The sequence below is a fragment of the Paracoccus sp. J39 genome (assembly GCF_000518925.1).
GTDB lineage: Bacteria > Pseudomonadota > Alphaproteobacteria > Rhodobacterales > Rhodobacteraceae > Paracoccus.
The window spans coordinates 1-19,235 of the sequence record NZ_JAEN01000008.1 but is presented as its reverse complement, the minus strand read 5'-3'; the positions used below and the strand labels follow the sequence as shown (position 1 = coordinate 19,235).

The window sequence follows — 19,235 nt, the reverse complement described above, 5'->3', positions numbered from 1 at the left end:
CCGATGACCGATCCATAAGGACGCAGCGTCAACGCAGAATTCGGCGCGCGCCCAACACGGAGAACCAGATGACCCTTCCCCCCGCCTTCTCGCGTCGTTTCCTGCTGGCCGGTGCCGTGGCGCTGGCCGCGATCGCCACCGCCCCCGCGCTTTTTGCGCAAGAGGCGCAGCAGGGCGGCACGCTGGTCGTGGCCTCGGTGCAGAAGCCGCGCCACCTGAACGCCGCCGTGCAATCGGGCATCGCTACCGGCGTGCCGGCGGCGCAGATCTTCGCCACGCTGCTGCGCTATGGCGAGGATTTCACCCCGCAGCCCTATCTGGCCGAAAGCTGGGAATTCAGCGATGACAGCAAGGTGCTGACCCTGAAGCTGCGCGGCGGCGCCACCTTCCACGACGGCCAGCCGATCACCGCCGATGACGTGATCTGGTCGCTGGGCGTGGTCAAGGAGAACCACCCGTTTTCCAGCATGCTGGAACCGGTCGAGGCCTTCGAGGCGCCCGATCCGCAGACCGTGGTGATCCGCATGAAGCAGCCGCATCCGGCGATCCTGCTGGTGCTGTCCTCGGCGCTGACGCCGATCCTGCCGAAGCATGTCTTCGACGACGGCCAAGACATCAAGTCGAACCCCAAGAACAATCTGCCCGTGGGCTCGGGTCCGTTCAAGGTGACTGCCTTCGAGCCGGGCCAGCACATCATCCTTGAACGCTATGACGGCTTCTTCCTGGAGGGGAAGCCCTATCTGGACCGCATCGTGATCCGGCAATACCAGGACGCCAACTCGGGCGTGCTGGCGCTGGAATCAGGCGAGGCGCAGATGTTCCCGCTGCTCGACTCGACCCGGCTGATTCGGCGGCTGGAGAAGTCCGGCGGCCTGACCGTGACCGATCAGGGCTATGCCGGCATCGGCCCGGTGAACTGGCTGGCCTTCAACACCAAAAGCCCCGGACTGTCGGATGTGCGCGTGCGCCAGGCCATCGCCTATGCCATCGACCGCAATTTCATCACCAAGGCGCTGCATTCCGGCCTGTCGAAGCCCGCGATCGAGCCGGTCGTGCAGGGCAGCCCCTTCTTTACCGAGGAGGTCGAGCATTACGACTTCGACCTTGACAAGTCCAAGGCCCTGCTGGCCGAGGCGGGTTTCGGCGAGGGCGGCAAGACGCTCAAGCTGCGCATCGACTACATCCCCGACAACGAGGAACAGCAGCGCGCCATCGCCGAATATGTCAAGGCGGCGCTGGCCAAGGCCGGGGTCGAGGTCGCCGTGCGCGCCTCGCCCGATTTCCCGACCTGGGCGCAGCGCGTGGCCTCGTATGACTTCGACATGACCATGGACCAGGTGTTCAACTGGGGCGACCCGGTGATCGGGGTGAACCGGACCTATCTGTGCTCGAACATCCGCGAGGGGATCATCTGGTCCAACACCCAGCAATATTGCAACGAAGGCGTGGACAAGCTGATGAACGAAGCGGGGGTCGAGCCGGACCTGACCAAGCGCAAGGACCTTTACGCCCAGGCGTTCAAGCAGATCACCAGCGACATCCCGATCCATTTCATCAACGAAGTGCCCTATCACACGGTCTATTCGCAGGCCGTGCAGAACCCGCCCGTCTCGATCTGGGGCGCGATGGGGCCGATGGATGAGGTCTGGCTGAAGCAGTAACCGGCGGAGGCAATCCCGATGTTTCGACCTATCCTGCGGCAGCTGCTTTATGCGGCCGCCCTGATCCTTGCTGTCCTTGTCCTGAACTTCCTGCTGATCCAGCTCGCCCCCGGCGACCCGGCCGAGGTCATCGCCGGCGAGATGGGCGGCGCCAGCGCCGAGGTCATGGCCGCGATCCGCCAGCAATATGGGCTGGACAAGCCGCTGCCGACCCAGCTGGCGCTGTATCTGGGCCGCGCGCTGCAGGGCGACCTGGGCATGTCCTATTTCTACAACCGCCCGGTGGTCGACCTGATCCTGTCGCGGCTGGGACCGACGCTGCTGCTGGTGGCGACCGCGCTGGGTTTCGCGCTGGTCGTCGGCACGCGGCTGGGGATGCTCGCCTCGCGCAACCCGCGCGGCATCGCCTCGGCGCTGGTCACGGTGCTGTCGCTGATCGGCTATTCGGCGCCGGTGTTCTGGACCGGGCTGATGCTGGTGATCCTGTTCGGCGCCACCATCCCGCTGTTTCCCATCGCCGGCATGATCGACGTGGTGAAACAGGGCGGCCCGCTGGTCCGCGCGCTGGACATCGCCCATCATCTTGTGCTGCCGGCGCTGACGCTGGGGCTGGTCTATCTGGCGCAATACAGCCGGCTGACCCGCGCCTCGATGCTGGAGGTGCTGGGCGCCGACTATATCCGCACCGCCCGCGCCAAGGGCGTCAGCGAGCGGCAGGTCTTCGGCCGCCACGCCTTCCGCAACGCGCTTCTGCCCGTCGTCACCGTCGCGGGGATGCAGTTCGGCGCCATCATCTCGGGCGCGGTGCTGGTCGAGACGGTGTTCAGCTGGCCCGGCCTTGGCACGCTGGCCTTCCAGTCGATCCTGGCGCGCGACTATCCGACCGTGCTGGGCATCCTGTTCTTCTCCACCCTGATCGTCATCATCGCGAACCTGCTGACCGACTTCGTGTCGCGCCTGCTGGACCCGCGCCTTGCCGGAGGTCGCTGAGACATGACCGCGCCCGCCAGAACCACGGTTCCAGCCGCCCGCGGTCCCATGGCCGAAGCCTGGGACATCTTTCGCCGCAGCCCCTCGGCCATGCTGGGCCTGGCGCTGCTGATCCTGGTCATGGGAATGACCTTCGCCGGACCTCATATCTACCAGGTCGATCCGTTCGAGATCGTCTGGGCGCCGCTGACGCCGCCCGGCGAAGAGGCGACCATTCCTCTGGGCACCGACAACCTGGGCCGCGACATCCTGGCCGGGCTGATCGCGGGCGGCCGCGCCACGCTGGCGGTGGGCTTTGCCGCCGCAGCGATCACCATGCTGATCGGGGTGCTGATCGGCGCCTATGCCGGCTTCTACGGCGGCTTGGTCGACGACATGCTGATGCGCGTGACCGAGTTCTTCCAGGTGCTGCCGCCCTTGCTGTTCGCCATGGTCGTGGTGACGCTGTTCCAGCCGACGCTGGTCAACGTGGCGCTGGCCATCGGCATCGTCAGCTGGCCGCAGACCGCGCGGCTAACCCGGTCCGAGTTCCGCCGCATCCGCACGCTGGAATATGTCAGCGCCATGCGTGCCATCGGCGCCGGCGACGGCAACATCATCTGGCGCGTCATCCTGCCCAACGCCCTGCCGCCGCTGATCGTCTCGGCCACGCTGACCATCGGCATGGCGATCCTGTTCGAGGCCGGGCTCAGCTTCCTTGGCCTGTCGGACCCCAACGTCATGTCCTGGGGGCTGATGATCGGCTCGGGCCGGGAATACCTGCTGGACGCCTGGTGGGTGGTGACGCTGCCCGGCGCGATGATCTTCCTGACCGTGCTGGGCGTCAGCCTGGTCGGCGACGGGCTGAACGATGCGTTCAACCCCCGGATGAGGGAGCGCTGAGCCATGACCGAACCCGTTCTGGACATCCGCAACCTCAAGGTCGATTTCACCACAAGGCGCGGCGTGGCCCATGTGCTGGACGACGTGTCCTTCAGCGTCGCCCCGGGCGAGCTGCTGGCCATCGTCGGCGAATCCGGCTGCGGCAAGAGCATGACCGCGCTGTCGGTGCTGGGCCTGATCCCCTCGCCCCCCGGCAAGGTGGTCGGCGGCAGCATCCTGTTCCAGGGCCGCGACCTGACCAAGCTGCGCCAGTCCGAGATGCGCAAAATCCGCGGCGGCGACATCGCCATGATCTTCCAGGAGCCGATGACCTCGCTCAATCCGGTCTTCACCTGCGGCGAGCAGATCGCCGAGGCGGTGCGGCTGCACCAGAAGGTCAGCCCGAAGGCCGCCTTCGCCCGCGCCGTCGACATGCTGCGCGCCGTCGGCATCCCCGAGCCGGAACTGCGCGCCCGCGCCTATCCGCACCAGCTTTCCGGCGGTATGCGCCAGCGGGTGATGATCGCCATGGCGCTGTCCTGCGAGCCGAAGCTGCTGATCGCGGACGAGCCGACGACGGCGCTGGACGTGACCGTGCAGGCGCAGATATTCGGCCTGCTGGACGAGCTGCGGCAAAAGACCGGCACCGCCATCGTCCTGATCACCCATGACATGGGCGCGGTGGCGGAAATGGCCGACAAGGTCGCGGTGATGTATGCCGGCCGCGTCATCGAGCGCGGCCCGGCCGACGCGGTGCTGGATAACCCCGGCCATCCCTATACGCGCGGCCTCTTGGCCAGCATCCCGCGCGTCGATGCCGACCCGGATGCCGATCTGCCGGAAATCCCCGGCATCGTGCCGGCGCTGACCGACCTGGGGCGCGGCTGCGCCTTCGCGCCGCGCTGCCCGCTGGCCGTCGAAGCCTGCCGCGCCGCCCAGCCCCGCCATATCGCCATGACCGGCGATCACTCGGCCGCCTGCATCCAGCTTGAATCCCGCGAGGTCCCGGCATGACCCAGCTTCTTTCCGTCCGCGACCTCAAGGTGCATTTCCCCACCGCGAAGGGCGGCACCGTCCATGCGGTGGACGGGGTCAGCTTCGACATCCAACGCGGCCAGACGCTGGGCATCGTCGGCGAATCCGGCTCGGGCAAGACCACCACGGCGCTGGCGGTGATGCGCCTTGCCCCGATCACCGGCGGCGAGATCGACCTGGACGGCACGCCCGTCAGCCGCATCGAGGGCGAGGCGCTGCGCCGCGCCCGGCCGCGCTTCCAAATGGTGTTCCAGGACCCGTTCTCGTCGCTCAATCCGCGCGACCGGGTCGGGCGGATCATCCGCCAGCCCATGGACCTGCTGGGTCTGGGCGAGCCCTCCGGCCGCGACGCGCGGGTCGAGGAGCTGCTGACCCAGGTGGGCTTGCGCCCCGAGCTGAAATCGCTTTACCCGCACCAGTTCTCCGGCGGGCAGCGACAGCGCATCGGGCTGGCGCGAGCCTTGGCGACCAAGCCCGACCTGATCGTCTTCGACGAGCCGGTCTCGGCGCTGGACGTGGCGGTGCAGGCGCAGGTCCTGAACCTGATCCGCCGCCTGCAGCGCGAGACCGGGCTGACCTATCTGTTCATCAGCCACGACCTCGGCGTCGTGCGCCATATCTGCGACGAGATCGCGGTGATGTATCTGGGCCAGATCGTGGAAAAGGCGCCGGCGGCGCAGATCTTCGCCGCGCCGCGCCATCCCTATACCCAGGCGCTGATCGCCGCCGCGCCCTCGCTTGCGCCCGAGCATCGGCGGCGGGGCGGCGGCGCGCGGCTGCAGGGCGACCCGCCCAGCCCGGTCAACCTGCCCAAGGGCTGCCGCTTCGCCTCGCGCTGCCCGATCGCGGTCGAGGATTGCCGGCAGCGGATGCCGGCCCTGCGCGAAGTCGCCGCCGGGCAGGCGGTCGCCTGCCATCTGGCCTGACGGCCGGCCGGGAAAAGGGGCCTGCCGCCAGGGCAGGCCCCTTTCGTCATTTCGACACCGCGGCGGCCAGCTGCGGATCGCATCCGAGACCTTCGTCGTCATCGGCGGGATCGTCGCGGAACGGGCGGTCCGGGCGGATCAGCAGCGCGCAGGCCGCGCCCACCAGCAGCAGGACCAGCGAGGCCGCGAAGGGCAGGTCCCAGCGCCCGGTCAGGTCGATGATCAGCCCGAAGACGATGGGCGAGATCATCCCGGCCAGCCCGAAGCCGAAGTTCATGAAGCCGCTGGCGGTGCCGGAATATTGCGGCGCGATATCCATCGGCGTGGCCCAGATCGGCGCCACGATCAGCTCGGCGAAGAAGAAGGCCGCGCTGAGGCTGATCGCCACGGTGACCAGATCGGTCGAGAACATCACCGGCAGCATGCAGGCGAAGGCGCCAAGGAAGCCCAGGATGATGACACTGATCCGCGCCAGCGTCACGTTGCCGGTGCGGCGCAGGATGCCGTCGCTGAGCCAGCCGCCCGCCAGGTCGCCCACCACCCCGGCCAGGAAGACGCCGGCGGCGAAGATGGCGGATTTCTTCAGGTCCAGCTCGTGCTGGTGCAGGAAATAGGACGGGATCCAGTTCAGGAACAGCCACAGCGTCCAGCCATAGCAGAAATCGGTGATCGTCACCGGCAACATGCGCTTGAGCAGCCGGCCCCAGGGCAGGGTCTTGCGCTCGCCCACGATCTTCTGGTCGGGCAGGGCCTCCAGCTCTTCGGGCGTGATGCCCTTGTGGCTGCGGGGATCGTCGCGGAAATACCACCACCACAGCGCCACCCATAGAAAGCTGATCAGGCCGACGATGATGAAGGCCTCGCGCCAGGACAGCGCGATGATCAGGAAGGCGATCAGCGGCGGGGTCAGCGCGTTTCCGAAGCGCGCGAAGGCATGGGTGATGCCCTGCGCGAAGCCGCGCTTTTCGGCCGGCATCCAGTTCGACAGCGCCCGGGTGGCGGTCGGGAAGGCCGAGCCCTCGCCCATGCCCAGAAGCACGCGCGCGATGATCAGCGAGACCGCGCCCTCGACGAAGCCGATCATCACCGTCGCGGCCGACCAGACCGTGCCGCAGATGATCAGCGTCTTGTGCGGCCCCAGCCGGTCGCCCAGACGGCCGCCCAGGATCTGGAACAGCGCATAGGGATAGGCGAAAGCGGAAAACGCCAGCCCCAGCTCGAAATTCGTCAGGCCCAGTTCGGCCTGCATGGCGGGGGCGGCGGTGCTGATGTTCACCCGGTCGATATAGGTGACCAGATACATCAGGCAGATGACGAACAGAACCCGGTCCGTCGTCCTGAATCGGGTAAGCCTTAGCATGTCTCCTCCCTGGATTATGCTGGATGTGTTGGCACGTCCGTTTGCGGCCCGTTGCGCGGTCCCCTGTTGAAGTCCCGCCCTCCTCCGACGGGTCTTCGGGCTTTTGGCGCCGGGCCGGGTTCTTGGGAATCACACCTCCTTCCTGCCTCTTTGGACGCTATTGCGTCAGTTGCGCCAGCTTCAGGCGCTGGATCTTGCCCGAGGGGCCCTTGGGCAGTTCGGCCATCAAGTGGATCACCTCGGGCGACTTGAACGCCCCCAGCCGCTGCTGGCAGATCGAGATCAGCTCGGGCGGCTGCAGCGCCGAGCCGGGGCGCAGGGTGACGGCCGCCTCGACCCGCTCGCCATAGCGGGCGCATTTGCGGGCAAAGGCCGCGGCCTCGATCACGTCGGGATGGGTGTAAAGCGCCTCGTCGATCTCGCGCGGGGCGATGTTTTCGCCGCCCTTGATGATCAGCTCCTTCAGGCGGCCGGTGACGAAGACGTAGCCCTCCGCGTCCATCCGGCCCAGGTCGCCGGTGCGCAGCCAGCCGTCCGCGGTCAGCGCGGCGGCGGTCGCGACCGGATCGCCCAGATAGCCGCGCATGACATTGGGCCCGCGCACTGCGATCTCGCCCTCGGCTCCGGGTGGCAGCGGGCGCAGGTCGGGCGACAGGATCGCCACCTGGTTGCCCACTGCCCGGCCGGGCGAGCCGATCTTGCGCGGACCCGGCGGCAGCGGGTTCGACAGGATCTGCGCCGCCGTCTCGGTCAGGCCCATGGTCTCGACGATGGGAATGCCGAAGCGGCGCTCGAAACCCGCCTGCACCTCGGGCGCCAGCGCCGCCGAGGCCGAGCGGCCGAAGCGCAGCCGCGCCCGGGCCTCGGGCGACGGCGCGCCCTCGCCATGCAGCAGATGCGAGATGATCGTCGGCACGACCGAGAACCAGCTGGCCCCGTGCCGCTCGCAGAGGCCCCAGAACTGGCTGGCCGAGAAACGCTCGCAGACCACCACCGAGCCGCCCGAGAGCAGCGGCGCCAGGATGGTCACGCAAAGCCCGTTGATGTGATAGATCGGCAGCACGCAGAGCGCCCGGTCCTCGGGGCAAAGCTCATGCGCCAGCGCGGTGGTCCAGCCGCCGGCCAGCAGGCTGGCATGGCTGTGCAGCACGCCCTTGGGCCGGCCGGTGGTGCCCGAGGTATACATCAGCAGCGCGTCGTGCCCGGCGCCATGCGGATGCGGTGCCGCCGGTTCGCAGCCGGCGGGCCAGCGGAAGCCGTCCCCGGCCTCGATGACCATGGGCTCGGCGGGATGGGCGGCCAGCGCGCTGTCGAGCAGCCCGCGCTGGCCCGGATCCAGCAGCAGCGCCCGGGCGCCGGAATGCGACAGCGCATAGCCGACGGCCTCGGCCCCGGCGACCAGGTTGATCAACGTGGCGCGAAAGCCGCCGTAGAGCGCGCCGAACAGGCCCAGCACCGCATTGCGGCCGTTGGGCATCATCAGCGCCACGCTGTCGCCAAGCGACAGGCCCAGCCCGGCCAAGTGCCCGGCGATGCGGGCGGCCTCGTCCCGCAGTTCGCGCCAGGTCAGCGCGCCGCCGTCGCCGGGGAAAATGTGGCTGGTGGTATCGCCCCGCTCGGCGGCGCGGATGTCGAGCCAGTCGCGGACGGTGCCTTGCGGCGGGTGGTGCGGGTCCAGCCTCATTGCCCGACCTCCTGCCAGTAATCGCCAAAGATCTCGTCCAGCGCCGGCTCGCGTGGCGGGATCGGACGCACGACGCGGGTGCGCTGCATGAAATGCCGCCAGTTCAGGTTGGCGTCGATGGAATTGCCGCCCCAGCTGCCGCAGCCCATCGACAGCGAAAAGGGCAGCCCGTTGTCGAAGGCGCCGCCGGTGGCGAAGCAATGCGCCTGATTGACGATGACCCGGCAGACCGGCAATTCGCGGCCCAGCCAGAGCGGGCGGCCGGTGTCGCGCGAATGCAGCCCGACCGAATGGCCGGCGCCCTGATGCAGCAGGATGCGCCGCGCCAGTTCCGCCGCATGGCCGAAATCGCGGGCGCGGTAGAGCGCGGCGATGCGGCTGAGCTTTTCACCCGACAGCGGATGATCGGGACCGATGCCTTCGGTCTCGACCGCGATCAGACGGGTGCCGGTCGGGACCTTGCCGGCCAGTCCCAGCCTGTCGATCATCACCTCGGCATCCTGGGCGATGATCTCGCGGTTCATGTGCCCGTCCTGCCAGAGCCGGGCGACGATGCCCGGCGCCTCGGACGGCGGCAGCACCGCGCCGCCCTCGGCCGCCAGCGCGGCCAGGAAGGCGTCGTAGACCGCATCGACCACGATCAGCGCGTTTTCCGACGAGCAGGAGGTGGCGTTGTCGAAGGTCTTCGAGGCGGCGATCTTTCCGGCCGCCGCCGCCAGGTCGGCGGTTTCGTCCACGATCACCGCGACATTGCCGGCGCCGACGCCGATGGCTGGGGTACCGCTTTCATAGGCGCGGCGCACGTTGTCCTGGCTGCCGGTCACCACCACCAGGTCGGCGGTCTCCAGCAGGCGCTGGGTCTTGGCCTTGCTGCCCTGGCCCGGCAGCATCTGCACGAGGTCGCGATCCTCGCCGATGCGGTCGAATTCGGCGTGGATGAAGCCCAGCAGCATCTCGCAGCAGGCCACGCCCTTGGGCGAGGGCGACAGCAGGATGGCATTGCCGCATTTCAGCGCGTTGATGATGTTGTTCGCGGGCGTCGCCGCCGGGTTGGTCGAGGGCACCACCGCGCCGATCACGCCGATGGGCCGGGCGATCTCGGTGATGCCGGTCTCGGGGTCGTCGGACAGGATGCCATGCGTGGCCACGCCGCGGATGTCGCGCAAAAGGCCCAGGGTCTTGCGGTGGTTCTTGACGATCTTGTCGGCGACATTGCCAAGCCCGGTGCTGCGGACCGCCAGTTCGGCCAGTTGCCGGTTGCGCTCGGGCTGCATGATCGCCCAGCCGGCGGCCAGGGCGGCGCGGTCATAGCGGCGCTGGCTGCCCCGCGCCTCGTATCCGGCCTGCGCCTTGCGGGCCCGCGCCATCGCCGCGTCGACCGAGAGAATATCGTTCGAGATGTTCATACCTGTCACTTGCTCCGGTTCCCGGCAGGCTGCCCGCCGGGAAGGTGAATGGATCAGCGGCCCGGGAAACCGGGTCTCACCATGTCTGCAATGTTGGTCTGGCACGGCTTCCTCTTGCCGTGATCTTCGACCTTAGGCGATGAAAACAGTCTTGCAAATGTTTTCATTAACTCCCATGATTGATAAAATTATATCCGGAAAATCCGATGATTAAGCCAGATATCGTTTTCGTAGCAAAGCTTGCAGGCGTTTCACCTGCCACGGTGTCGCGGGTGATGAATCACCCCGACCTGGTGCATCCGGCGACCCGCAAGAAGGTCGAGCTGGCGGTCGAGAAATCCGGCTATATCCGCAACCGCGCCGCGCAGGCCATGCACGGCAAGCGCAGCGCCACCATCGGGCTGGTGGTGCCGACCGTCGCCAATACCATCTTCGCCGAGGTGGTGCAGGCCTTCAACGACACGGTCAGCGCGCAGGGCTTTACCCTGCTGCTGGCCTCGCATGGCTACGACCTGGACAGCGAATACCGGCTGGTCCGCAAGCTGCTGGAGCACCGGGTCGATGCGCTGGCGGTGGTCGGGCTGGACCACAGCCCCGGCACCTTCCGGCTGATCGCGGAACAGCGCGTGCCGCTGCTGGCGATCTGGAACTACCTGGCGGATTCGCCGCTGCCCTGCATCGGCGTCGACAATCGCGAGGCGGGGCGGCTGGCGGCCGAGCATCTGGTGGCGCTGGGGCATCGCCGCATCGGCATGGTCTTTCCCGCCACTTTCGACAACGACCGGGCGCGGGACCGCAAGACGGCGGCGACGGCGGTGTTCCGCGCCGCCGGGATCGAATTGCAGGACCGCTGGCAGGTCGAGGTGCCCTACAGCATCGCCCAGGCCAAGGCCGCCTGCCTGGAGCTGCTGGCCGGCGAGGACCGGCCGAGCGCCCTGCTTTGCGCCAATGACGTGATCGCGCAGGGGGCCATCTATGCCGCGGCCCGGCTGGGGATCGCGATCCCTGCCAGCCTGTCGGTGATCGGCATCGGCGATTTCGCCGGCTCGGCGCAGATGGAGCCGGCGCTGACCACGGTGCGGATCCCGGCGCAGCAGATCGGCATTTCGGCCGGGCAGGCCATCGTCGAGGCGATCGGGCGCCCGGATGCCGATTTCATGATCCGCAGCCGCGCCGAGCTGGAGCTGATCATGCGCACCAGCACCGGCATCGCCGCCGAGATGATCCGGCCCTGACGCCCCTCACATCAGCTCGGCCAGTTCCTCGGCCGCCGCGCGCAGGTCGGGCAGGTATTTCAGCCCCTCGTCCAGGGTCAGCCGCTGCACCGGCGCGTGGAAGGACACGGTGGCGATCATCTGCCCCGAGCGGTCCAGCACCGGCACGGCCATGGCGATCATGCCGGGCACGAATTCCCCGGTATCGGTCGAATAGCCCTGCTGCCGGATCTGGCGCAGCTCCTCGCGCAGCCGGTCCGGATCGGTGAGCGTCTGCGCCGTATAGGCCCGCAGCTCGGCGCGTTTCAGATAGCGTTCCAGCCTGCCGTCGTTGATCTGCGACAGGGCGAGCTTGCCCGCCGCCGTGGCGTGCAGCGGCACGCGCGAGCCGATGTGAAGCTGGATGCGCAGCGGCCAATGCGTCTCGACCCGGTCGATATAGAGCATCGCGTCGCCGTCGGGGATCGACAGGTTGCAGGTCTCGCCCAGGCGCTGGTTCAGCCGAATCAACACGTCGCGCTGCGGCAGGTTCTGGTGCCAGAAGCGGATCACGCCCTGCATCATCTGCCGCAGCTTCGGCCCCGGCTGATAGCTGCGCCCGTCGATGTCGCGGCTCAGGAACCCCTCGGCTTCCAGATTGCCGACCAGCCGGTGGATGGTCGGCACCGGCAGGTTCAGCGAGGCGTTGATCTCGGTCGCGGTCAGGGGCCGGCCCTCGCTGGCAAGAACCTCGAGAATCTGCAGATTCCGGAAGCTCGGCGGCAGGGCGGACTTGTCCTGGATACTCGTCATGATCGGCTGTTTCCGTCGTTTACCCGACCCGACTCTACATGGTTGCCGGCGCCGCTCCAACCGCCGGCTGTGAAACATGGATATGTAAAAATGAGAGCATGACTACCAAAAATGCTTTGACATGACTCGGCAGGCTGGGGCAACGTGGGTCCGCCGGCAAAAGGAGGAGTTTGCCGGGGCACAGCTGAACAATCGAACAACGTCGCAGCATCAGGGAGGATGTCATGGCGGTCACAACCGCTGGCGCCAACGCGTTTGGCGACCGGGAGCACGATGTCAAGAAGGTGGTCTTCGCAAGCCTCGTGGGATCGACCATCGAGTGGTACGATTTCTTTCTTTACGGCGTCGTCGCCGGCATCGTCTTCAACAAGCTGTATTTTCCGGCCGACGACCCGACGATCTCGGTGCTGCTGGCCTATGCGACCTTCGCGGTGGGCTTCGTCGCCCGGCCGCTGGGCGGGCTGGTCTTCGGCCATTTCGGCGACCGCATCGGCCGCAAGACCATGCTGGTCATCACGCTGTTGCTGATGGGCGGCGCCACCGTGCTGATCGGCCTTTTGCCGACCTATGACCAGATCGGCATCCTGGCGCCGATCCTGCTTTTGCTGCTGCGGGTGGCGCAGGGCATCGGCATCGGCGGCGAATGGGGCGGGGCGGTGCTGATGGCCTATGAATTCGCGCCCGAGCACAAGCGCGGCTTCTACGCCTCGATCCCGCAGATCGGCCTGTCGCTGGGCCTGTTCATGGCCTCGGGCGTGATGGCGCTCTTGACCATGCTGCCAGACGAGGCCTTCATGGCCTGGGGCTGGCGCACCGCTTTCGTCGCCTCGATCGTGCTGGTGCTGCTGGGCACCTGGATCCGCAGCAATATCGGCGAAAGCCCCGAGTTCAAGAAGGCCAAGGCGGCATCGCGGGCCAAGGACCAAGGCCTGCCCTTCGTCGACATGATCAAGCGCTATCCGGGCAATGTCACGCTGGGCATGGGTGCGCGCTATATCGACGGCGTGTTCTTCAATGTCTTTGCGGTGTTCTCGATCCTCTACCTCACGAAATATGTGGGGATGGAGCGGTCCTTCGCGCTGTGGACGGTCTGCGGCGCGGCCATCGTGATGGTGGTCTGCATCCCGTTCTTCGGCCGACTGTCGGACCGGGTCGGGCGGCCGCGGACCTATGCGATGGGCTCGGCCCTGCTGGCGCTGAGCGTGTTCCCGGCCTTCGCGCTGATGTCCTCGGGCGATCCGCTGCTGGTGGTGCTGGGCATCGTGCTGCCCTTCGGCATCGTCTACCCGATGTGCTACGGCCCCGAGGCGGCGCTGTTCTCGGACCTGTTCGATCCCAGCGTGCGCTATACCGGCGTGTCCTTCGTCTACCAGTTCTCGGGCATCTTCGCCTCGGGCATCACGCCGATGATCGCCACCTGGCTGATGGCGGCGAACGACAACGATCCCTTCTGGCTTTGCGCCTATGTGGTCTTTGCCGGGCTGGTCTCGATGCTCTGCGCCATTCTCATCGGCCGGCGCGAGCGCCGCTGAGCACATGCCGGGCGGCCCGCCCCGGGCCGCCCGCGACCTTCAGGAATTCGGGGGCGCAACCGCCCCGCAAGGGATGAAATCATGAGCCATGAATCAGAGTTGCCGGATTATGTGGTCGTGGGCGCGGGTTCGGCGGGCTGCGTCGTCGCCAACCGGCTGTCCGCCGATCCCGCGATCCGCGTCACCCTGCTGGAAGCTGGCAACCGCGACTCGAGCCCCTGGATCCATATCCCGGTCGGCTATTTCCGCACCATGCATAACCCGGACTTCGACTGGTGCTACGAGACCGAGCCCGATCCGGGCCTGAACGGCCGTTCGCTGCACTGGCCGCGCGGCAAGGTTCTGGGCGGGTCCTCGTCGCTGAACGGGCTGCTCTATGTCCGCGGCCAGCGCGAGGATTACGACCGCTGGGCGCAGATGGGCAACGAGGGCTGGTCCTGGCGCGAGGTCGGCCCGATCTTCGAGGAGCTGGAAACCTTTCAGCGCGGCGAGGGCGAGGGGCGCGGCACGCATGGCGCCTTGCAGGTCTCGGACCCGCGCCTGCGCCGGCGCATCTGCGAATTGTGGATCGAGGCGGCCAAGGCCAACGGCATCCCCTACAACCCCGATTACAACGGCCCGGTGCAGGACGGCGTCGGCCATTTCCAGCTGACCGTGGACAAGGGCCGGCGCTGCTCGGCGGCGGTCGCCTTCCTCAAGCCGATCCGGCACCGGCAGAACCTGCGGGTCGTCACCAACGCCCAGGTGCGCCGCGTGGTGATCGAGCAGGGCCGCGCTACCGGGGTCGAGATCCGGCGCCCCGACGGCAGGCGCCAGGTGATCCGCGCCGCGCGCGAGGTGATCCTGTGTGCCGGCGCCATCGGCTCGCCGCAGATCCTGATGCTCTCGGGCGTGGGCGACGCCGAGCACCTGCGCGACCACGGCATCGCGGTCGCCCATGACGCGCCCGAGGTCGGCCGCAACCTGCAGGACCATCTGCAGGCCCGGCTGGTGTTCAAATGCCGCGAGGCGACGCTGAACGACGAGGTGCGCAGCCTGATGAACAAGGCGCGGATCGGGCTGGAATACGCGCTGTTCCGCAGCGGACCGATGACCATGGCGGCCAGCCTGGTCTTCGGCTTCCTGCGCACCCGGCCGGGGCTGGCGACGCCCGACATCCAGTTCCACATCCAGCCCTGGTCTGCCGACAGCCCCGGCGAGGGGGTGCATCCCTTCTCGGCCTTCACGCAATCGGTCTGCCAGCTGCGCCCGGAAAGCCGCGGCACCATCACGCTGCGCTCGGCCGATCCGCTGGAGGCGCCGCTGATCGAGCCGAACTACCTGGCCACCCAGACCGACCGCGACACGCTGGTCGCCGGCATCGAGATCGCCCGCAAGCTGGCGCGCACCGAGCCGCTGAAATCCGCCATTTCCGAGGAGTTCCGGCCGACCGCCGAGGTGCAGGGCTATGACGAGGTGCTGGCCTGGGCGCGGATGAACTCGACCACGATCTACCACCCGACCGGCACCTGCCGCATGGGCGCGGACGCGCGCGCCGTGGTGGACCCGCGCCTGCGGGTGCGCGGCATCCGCGGCCTGCGGGTGGCCGATTGCTCGATCATGCCCGAGATCGTCTCGGGCAACACCAATGCGCCCGCGATGATGATCGGCGCCAAGCTGGCGCGCATGGTCCTTGACGACCGTCGCGCCGAAACCGGCGCGGGACCCCGCCCCGGTATCGACAAAGCCGCCTGAAGGACGAGGAAACAGCCATGCGAATGACGACTGAGGAATCTTTTGTTAAGGTATTGCAGCTTCACGGGATCGAGCATGCTTTCGGGATCATCGGCTCTGCGATGATGCCTGTGTCGGATCTGTTTCCGAAGGCTGGGATCAGGTTCTGGGACTGCGCGCATGAGACGAATGCGGGTCTGATGGCGGACGGGTTCACGCGCTCGACCGGCAAGATGTCGATGGCGATCGCGCAGAACGGGCCGGGGGTGACGGGCTTCGTGACGCCGGTGAAGACCGCCTACTGGAACCACACGCCGCTTCTGCTGGTGACGCCTCAGGCGGCGAACCGGACCATCGGCCAGGGCGGCTTCCAGGAGATGGAGCAGATGCGGCTCTTTGCCGATTGCGTCTGCTACCAGGAGGAGGTGCGCGACGCGAGCCGCATCCCCGAGGTGCTGAACCGGGTGATCATGCAAGCCTGGCGCAACTCGGCCCCGGCGCAGATCAACATCCCGCGCGACTTCTGGACCCAGGTGATCGACGTGGAACTGCCGCAGGTGGTGGCCTTCGAGCGGCCCGCGGGCGGCGAGCAGGCGGTGGCCGAGGCGGCAAGGCTGCTCAGCGAGGCAAAATTCCCGGTCATCCTGTCGGGCGCCGGGGTGGTGCTGTCGGGGGCGATCCCGGACCTGGTGAAGCTGGCCGAGCGGCTGGATGCGCCGGTCTGCAGCAATTACCAGCACAATGACAGCTTCCCGGGCAGCCACCCGCTGGCCATGGGGCCGCTGGGCTACAACGGCTCGAAGGCCGGGATGGAGATCATCCAGAAGGCCGATGTGGTGCTGGCGCTGGGGACGCGATTGAACCCGTTCTCGACCCTGCCGGGCTACGGCATCGACTACTGGCCGAAGCAGGCCAGGATCATCCAGGTCGACATCAATGCCGACCGCATCGGGCTGACCAAGAAGGTCACGGTGGGCATCCAGGGCGATGCGGCCAAGGTGGCGCGCGGCATCCTGGCGCAGCTTGCCCCCGCGGCGGGCGATGCCGGGCGGCAGGAACGCAAGGATCTCATCGCGCAGACCAAGTCCCGCTGGGCGCAGGAGCTTTCGAGCCTCGACCACGAGGAGGATGATCCGGGCACCGAATGGAACGCCGAGGCGCGGGTCCGCGACGCCGGGCTGATGAGCCCGCGCCAGGCCTGGCGGGCGATCATGCAGGCGGTGCCGAAGGAGGCGATCGTCAGCTCGGACATCGGCAACAACTGCGCCATCGGCAATGCCTATCCAAGCTTCGAGGCCGGGCGCAAATACCTGGCGCCGGGCCTCTTCGGTCCCTGCGGCTACGGCTTCCCGGCGATCCTGGGCGCCAAGATCGGCAATCCCGAGGTGCCGGTGATCGGCTTTGCCGGCGACGGCGCCTTCGGCATCTCGATGAACGAGATGACCGCCTGCGGGCGCGCGGACTGGCCGGCGATCACCATGGTGATCTTCCGCAACTACCAATGGGGCGCGGAAAAGCGCAACACGACGCTGTGGTACGACAACAACTTCGTCGGCACCGAGCTCGACCGCGACACCTCCTATGCCGGCATCGCCCGGGCCTGCGGGCTCGCCGGCGTGCAGGTCAAGTCGCAGGAGGAGCTGACCGCGGCCCTGCACGAGGCGGTCGAGCGGCAGATGCGGGACGGCGAGACCACCTTCATCGAGGTGCTCTTGAACCAGGAGCTGGGCGAGCCCTTCCGCCGCGACGCGATGAAGAAGCCGGTGGTGGTGGCCGGCATCGACCCGGCCGACATGCGCCCGCAAAAGGGCGCGGCCTGACGCGGAAAGGCGGCGCAGGGCGCCGGCGCCCCCCGGCTTTCACCGTTTCCCAAATACTCCGGGGGGCGCTTGCCGGGCCCCGTCGAGGGGCCGGGCAAGCGCGAGGGGGCAGCGCCCCCCTCGGCGGCCGGGAAGGACCGCAGGACCGCCGGACACATCCGCCCATGAGGCCCTCTCCCGGGGCGCATGACGCCCTTCCGACGACGACCCGGCGCGGCCCCCGCCCCGGCCCCATCCCCGCATCCCGGTGACGACGATGATGACCACCCTGATCCCTTCGCGCAGCCTGCTCGGCGAGGCCTTCCCGGGCTTCGCGGTCTCGGCGCTGGTCGCGGCCACGGCGCAGTTCCTGTCGGACCATTACGGCGCCCCGGCCATGCTGCTGGCGCTGCTTCTGGGCCTGGCGCTGAACTTCCTGGCCGAGGAGGGCACCCGCACCGCGCCCGGCATCGCCTTCACCGCCCGCACCGTGCTGCGGCTCGGGGTGGCGCTTCTGGGCGCGCGGATCTCGGTCGAGATGCTGAGCGGGCTGGGGCCGCGCGCCATCGCGCTGGTGGTCGCGGGGGTGGTGCTGACCATCCTCTTCGCGCTCCTCGCCACCCGCCTCGTCGGCCGCGGCTGGCGCTTCGCGCTGCTGACCGGCGGCGCGGTGGCGATCTGCGGCGCCTCGGCGGCCATGGCCATCGCCGCGGTCCTGCCCCGGCACGAGAAATCCGAGCGCGACCTGGTCTTCACCGTGCTCTCGGTCACCGTGCTCTCGACCCTGGCCATGGTGCTCTACCCGATGCTGTCGAACGCCTTCGGCTTCACGGCGCGCGACAGCGGCGTCTTTTTGGGCGGCACCATCCACGACGTGGCCCAGGTGGTCGGCGCCGGCTTTTCCATCGGCCCCGAGGCCGGCGAGACCGCGACGCTGGTCAAGCTGATCCGCGTCTCGATGCTGGCGCCGGTGGTGCTGTGCTTCTCGCTGGCGATCCGGGCGCGCGGGCTGGCCGATGCCAGGGGCGGCAAGGCGCCGCCGCTCTTGCCGGGCTTCGTGCTGGGCTTCCTGGCGCTGGCGGCGCTGAACAGCGCCGGGCTGATCCCGCAGCCGGTCTCGGCGCTTGCCGGGCAGCTGTCCCGCTGGGCGCTGCTGATCTCGATCGCCGCGGTCGGCATCAAGACCTCGCTCGGCAGGATGCTCGAGGTCGGGGGCGGCGCCATCGCGCTGATCGTGGCCGAGACCGTGTTCCTGGGCGTCTTCGTCGTCGCCGGCCTGCATTTCTGGGGGTAGTGCCATGAAACCGCTCGAGCGCATCCACGAGGCCGCGAAGGCCCTGGACCGCCACATCATCCTGCCCGAGGGCGGGGACCCGCGCGTCGCCGAGGCCGCCCGCCGGCTGGTGGCCGAGGGGCTGGCCCGCGTCACCCTGCTGGGCGGGCCCGAGATCCCCGGCGTGGGCCGCATCGACCCGGCGGGCGCGCCCGACCTGGCCGAGCTGGCCGACCACTGGCACCGGCTGCGCGCCGCCAAGGGCATGACCGCGGAACGCGCGCTTTCCGAGATGCGCGACCCGATCCGCCAGGCGGCGATGCGGGTGCGGCTGGGCCAGGCCGACGGCACGGTGGGCGGCGCGGTCGCCACCACCGCCGACACGGTGCGCGCGGCCCTGCAGATCATCGGCCGGGCCCCCGGGGCCGGGATCGTGTCGAGCTTCTTTCTGATGCTGTCCTGCGGGCCCGGGGCGCCGGTCCGGGGCGGCATGATCTTTGCCGATTGCGGGCTGGTGATCCAGCCCGACGCGGCCGAGCTCGCCGCCATCGCGCTGTCGGCGGCCGAGAGCTGCCGGCGGCTCCTGGCCGAGGCGCCGCGGGTGGCGCTCTTGTCCTTTTCGACCGCCGGCTCGGCCGATCATCCCAGCCTGGGGCGGCTGCGCGAGGCCTTGGCGCTGATCCGCGCCGCCGCCCCGGATCTGGAGGTCGACGGCGAGCTGCAGTTCGACGCGGCGCTGGACGAGGCGATCCGGGCGAGGAAGGCCCCGGCAAGCCGCCTGACCGGCCGGCCGAACGTCTTCGTCTTTCCCGACCTCGCCTCGGGCAATATCGGCTACAAGATCGCCCAGCGCCTGGGCGGCCTCATCGCCATCGGACCCATCCTCCAGGGCCTCGCCAAACCCGCAAACGACCTCTCCAGAGGATGCTCCGTCAACGATATCGTCAATGCAACAGCAATAACCGCCATGCAAACTCAAATATGAGCCG

Annotated in this window: 15 protein-coding genes; 11 read left to right on the top strand and 4 right to left on the bottom strand. The window is 68.4% G+C overall.

The window, feature by feature from the left end; all coding sequences use genetic code 11:
* Window positions 1–68: 68 nt before the first annotated feature.
* From L632_RS0109515 to L632_RS0109495, 5 genes are read left to right on the top strand one after another with little or no spacing between them, the layout of a single operon-like run.
* On the top strand, window positions 69–1,661 hold the full coding sequence (locus L632_RS0109515; protein ID WP_028716711.1) for an ABC transporter substrate-binding protein: 1,593 nt from the start codon (window positions 69–71) through the stop codon (window positions 1,659–1,661).
* A gap of 18 nt (window positions 1,662–1,679) precedes the next feature.
* The gene (locus tag L632_RS0109510; protein WP_028712778.1) at window positions 1,680–2,651 is read left to right on the top strand and encodes an ABC transporter permease; all 972 of its coding nucleotides are present in this window, start codon (window positions 1,680–1,682) and stop codon (window positions 2,649–2,651) included.
* A gap of 48 nt (window positions 2,652–2,699) precedes the next feature.
* The gene (locus L632_RS0109505; RefSeq protein ID WP_028712779.1) at window positions 2,700–3,533 is read left to right on the top strand and encodes an ABC transporter permease; all 834 of its coding nucleotides are present in this window, start codon (window positions 2,700–2,702) and stop codon (window positions 3,531–3,533) included.
* A 3-nt stretch (window positions 3,534–3,536) separates the two neighbouring features.
* Window positions 3,537–4,526 carry an ABC transporter ATP-binding protein gene (locus tag L632_RS0109500; RefSeq protein WP_028712780.1) on the top strand — a complete coding sequence of 330 codons (990 nt, stop codon included), beginning with the start codon at window positions 3,537–3,539 and terminating at the stop codon, window positions 4,524–4,526.
* Window positions 4,523–5,473: an ABC transporter ATP-binding protein gene (locus L632_RS0109495; protein WP_028716710.1), complete on the top strand. Its 951-nt coding sequence runs from the start codon at window positions 4,523–4,525 to the stop codon at window positions 5,471–5,473. The genes L632_RS0109500 and L632_RS0109495 overlap by 4 nt, the downstream gene beginning before the upstream one ends.
* Before the next feature lie 46 nt (window positions 5,474–5,519).
* Here the strand turns inward: L632_RS0109495 and L632_RS0109490 are convergent, their stop codons facing one another.
* The 3 genes from L632_RS0109490 to L632_RS0109480 form a co-directional block, all read right to left on the bottom strand.
* The gene (locus tag L632_RS0109490; RefSeq protein ID WP_028712782.1) at window positions 5,520–6,833 is read right to left on the bottom strand and encodes an MFS transporter; all 1,314 of its coding nucleotides are present in this window, start codon (window positions 6,831–6,833) and stop codon (window positions 5,520–5,522) included.
* Between the two features lie 157 nt (window positions 6,834–6,990).
* Window positions 6,991–8,517, bottom strand: coding sequence for an AMP-binding protein (locus L632_RS0109485; protein WP_028712783.1), 1,527 nt, complete (start codon window positions 8,515–8,517; stop codon window positions 6,991–6,993).
* The gene (locus tag L632_RS0109480) at window positions 8,514–9,923 is read right to left on the bottom strand and encodes an aldehyde dehydrogenase family protein (RefSeq protein WP_028716709.1); all 1,410 of its coding nucleotides are present in this window, start codon (window positions 9,921–9,923) and stop codon (window positions 8,514–8,516) included. The genes L632_RS0109485 and L632_RS0109480 overlap by 4 nt, the downstream gene beginning before the upstream one ends.
* Before the next feature lie 206 nt (window positions 9,924–10,129).
* Between L632_RS0109480 and L632_RS0109475 the strand changes: the two genes are divergently transcribed.
* Window positions 10,130–11,158, top strand: coding sequence for a LacI family DNA-binding transcriptional regulator (locus tag L632_RS0109475; RefSeq protein ID WP_028716708.1), 1,029 nt, complete (start codon window positions 10,130–10,132; stop codon window positions 11,156–11,158).
* 6 nt (window positions 11,159–11,164) lie between these two features.
* Here the strand turns inward: L632_RS0109475 and L632_RS0109470 are convergent, their stop codons facing one another.
* On the bottom strand, window positions 11,165–11,929 hold the full coding sequence (locus L632_RS0109470; protein ID WP_028716707.1) for an IclR family transcriptional regulator: 765 nt from the start codon (window positions 11,927–11,929) through the stop codon (window positions 11,165–11,167).
* 224 nt (window positions 11,930–12,153) lie between these two features.
* Here L632_RS0109470 and L632_RS0109465 point away from each other — a divergent pair, with 224 nt between their 5' ends.
* From L632_RS0109465 to pta, 5 genes are all read left to right on the top strand, one after another.
* Window positions 12,154–13,461 carry an MFS transporter gene (locus tag L632_RS0109465; protein ID WP_028716706.1) on the top strand — a complete coding sequence of 436 codons (1,308 nt, stop codon included), beginning with the start codon at window positions 12,154–12,156 and terminating at the stop codon, window positions 13,459–13,461.
* Window positions 13,462–13,542: 81 nt separating this feature from the next.
* Complete coding sequence (locus L632_RS0109460; RefSeq protein WP_028716705.1) at window positions 13,543–15,195, top strand: GMC family oxidoreductase; 1,653 nt, start codon at window positions 13,543–13,545, stop codon at window positions 15,193–15,195.
* Between the two features lie 17 nt (window positions 15,196–15,212).
* A complete protein-coding gene (gene xsc, locus L632_RS0109455; protein WP_028712788.1) occupies window positions 15,213–16,994 on the top strand; it encodes a sulfoacetaldehyde acetyltransferase in 1,782 nt (593 codons plus the stop codon).
* A 256-nt stretch (window positions 16,995–17,250) separates the two neighbouring features.
* On the top strand, window positions 17,251–18,267 hold the full coding sequence (locus tag L632_RS0109450; protein ID WP_028712789.1) for a YeiH family protein: 1,017 nt from the start codon (window positions 17,251–17,253) through the stop codon (window positions 18,265–18,267).
* A 4-nt stretch (window positions 18,268–18,271) separates the two neighbouring features.
* Window positions 18,272–19,231: a phosphate acetyltransferase gene (gene pta, locus L632_RS0109445; RefSeq protein WP_028712790.1), complete on the top strand. Its 960-nt coding sequence runs from the start codon at window positions 18,272–18,274 to the stop codon at window positions 19,229–19,231.
* Window positions 19,232–19,235 lie beyond the last annotated feature (4 nt).

What these genes read in the sequence shown, in the direction of transcription:
- L632_RS0109475 (WP_028716708.1), top strand. Translation starts at nt 10,130, where the DNA reads ATGATTAAGCCAGATATCGTTTTCGTAGCAAAGCTTGCAGGCGTTTCA.
- L632_RS0109500 (WP_028712780.1), top strand. Translation starts at nt 3,537, where the DNA reads ATGACCGAACCCGTTCTGGACATCCGCAACCTCAAGGTCGATTTCACC.
- xsc (WP_028712788.1), top strand. Translation starts at nt 15,213, where the DNA reads ATGCGAATGACGACTGAGGAATCTTTTGTTAAGGTATTGCAGCTTCAC.
- L632_RS0109495 (WP_028716710.1), top strand. Translation starts at nt 4,523, where the DNA reads ATGACCCAGCTTCTTTCCGTCCGCGACCTCAAGGTGCATTTCCCCACC.
- L632_RS0109480 (WP_028716709.1), bottom strand. Translation starts at nt 9,923, where the DNA reads ATGAACATCTCGAACGATATTCTCTCGGTCGACGCGGCGATGGCGCGG.
- L632_RS0109515 (WP_028716711.1), top strand. Translation starts at nt 69, where the DNA reads ATGACCCTTCCCCCCGCCTTCTCGCGTCGTTTCCTGCTGGCCGGTGCC.
- L632_RS0109465 (WP_028716706.1), top strand. Translation starts at nt 12,154, where the DNA reads ATGGCGGTCACAACCGCTGGCGCCAACGCGTTTGGCGACCGGGAGCAC.
- pta (WP_028712790.1), top strand. Translation starts at nt 18,272, where the DNA reads ATGAAACCGCTCGAGCGCATCCACGAGGCCGCGAAGGCCCTGGACCGC.
- L632_RS0109470 (WP_028716707.1), bottom strand. Translation starts at nt 11,929, where the DNA reads ATGACGAGTATCCAGGACAAGTCCGCCCTGCCGCCGAGCTTCCGGAAT.
- L632_RS0109505 (WP_028712779.1), top strand. Translation starts at nt 2,700, where the DNA reads ATGGCCGAAGCCTGGGACATCTTTCGCCGCAGCCCCTCGGCCATGCTG.
- L632_RS0109485 (WP_028712783.1), bottom strand. Translation starts at nt 8,517, where the DNA reads ATGAGGCTGGACCCGCACCACCCGCCGCAAGGCACCGTCCGCGACTGG.
- L632_RS0109460 (WP_028716705.1), top strand. Translation starts at nt 13,543, where the DNA reads ATGAGCCATGAATCAGAGTTGCCGGATTATGTGGTCGTGGGCGCGGGT.
- L632_RS0109450 (WP_028712789.1), top strand. Translation starts at nt 17,251, where the DNA reads ATGATGACCACCCTGATCCCTTCGCGCAGCCTGCTCGGCGAGGCCTTC.
- L632_RS0109490 (WP_028712782.1), bottom strand. Translation starts at nt 6,833, where the DNA reads ATGCTAAGGCTTACCCGATTCAGGACGACGGACCGGGTTCTGTTCGTC.
- L632_RS0109510 (WP_028712778.1), top strand. Translation starts at nt 1,680, where the DNA reads ATGTTTCGACCTATCCTGCGGCAGCTGCTTTATGCGGCCGCCCTGATC.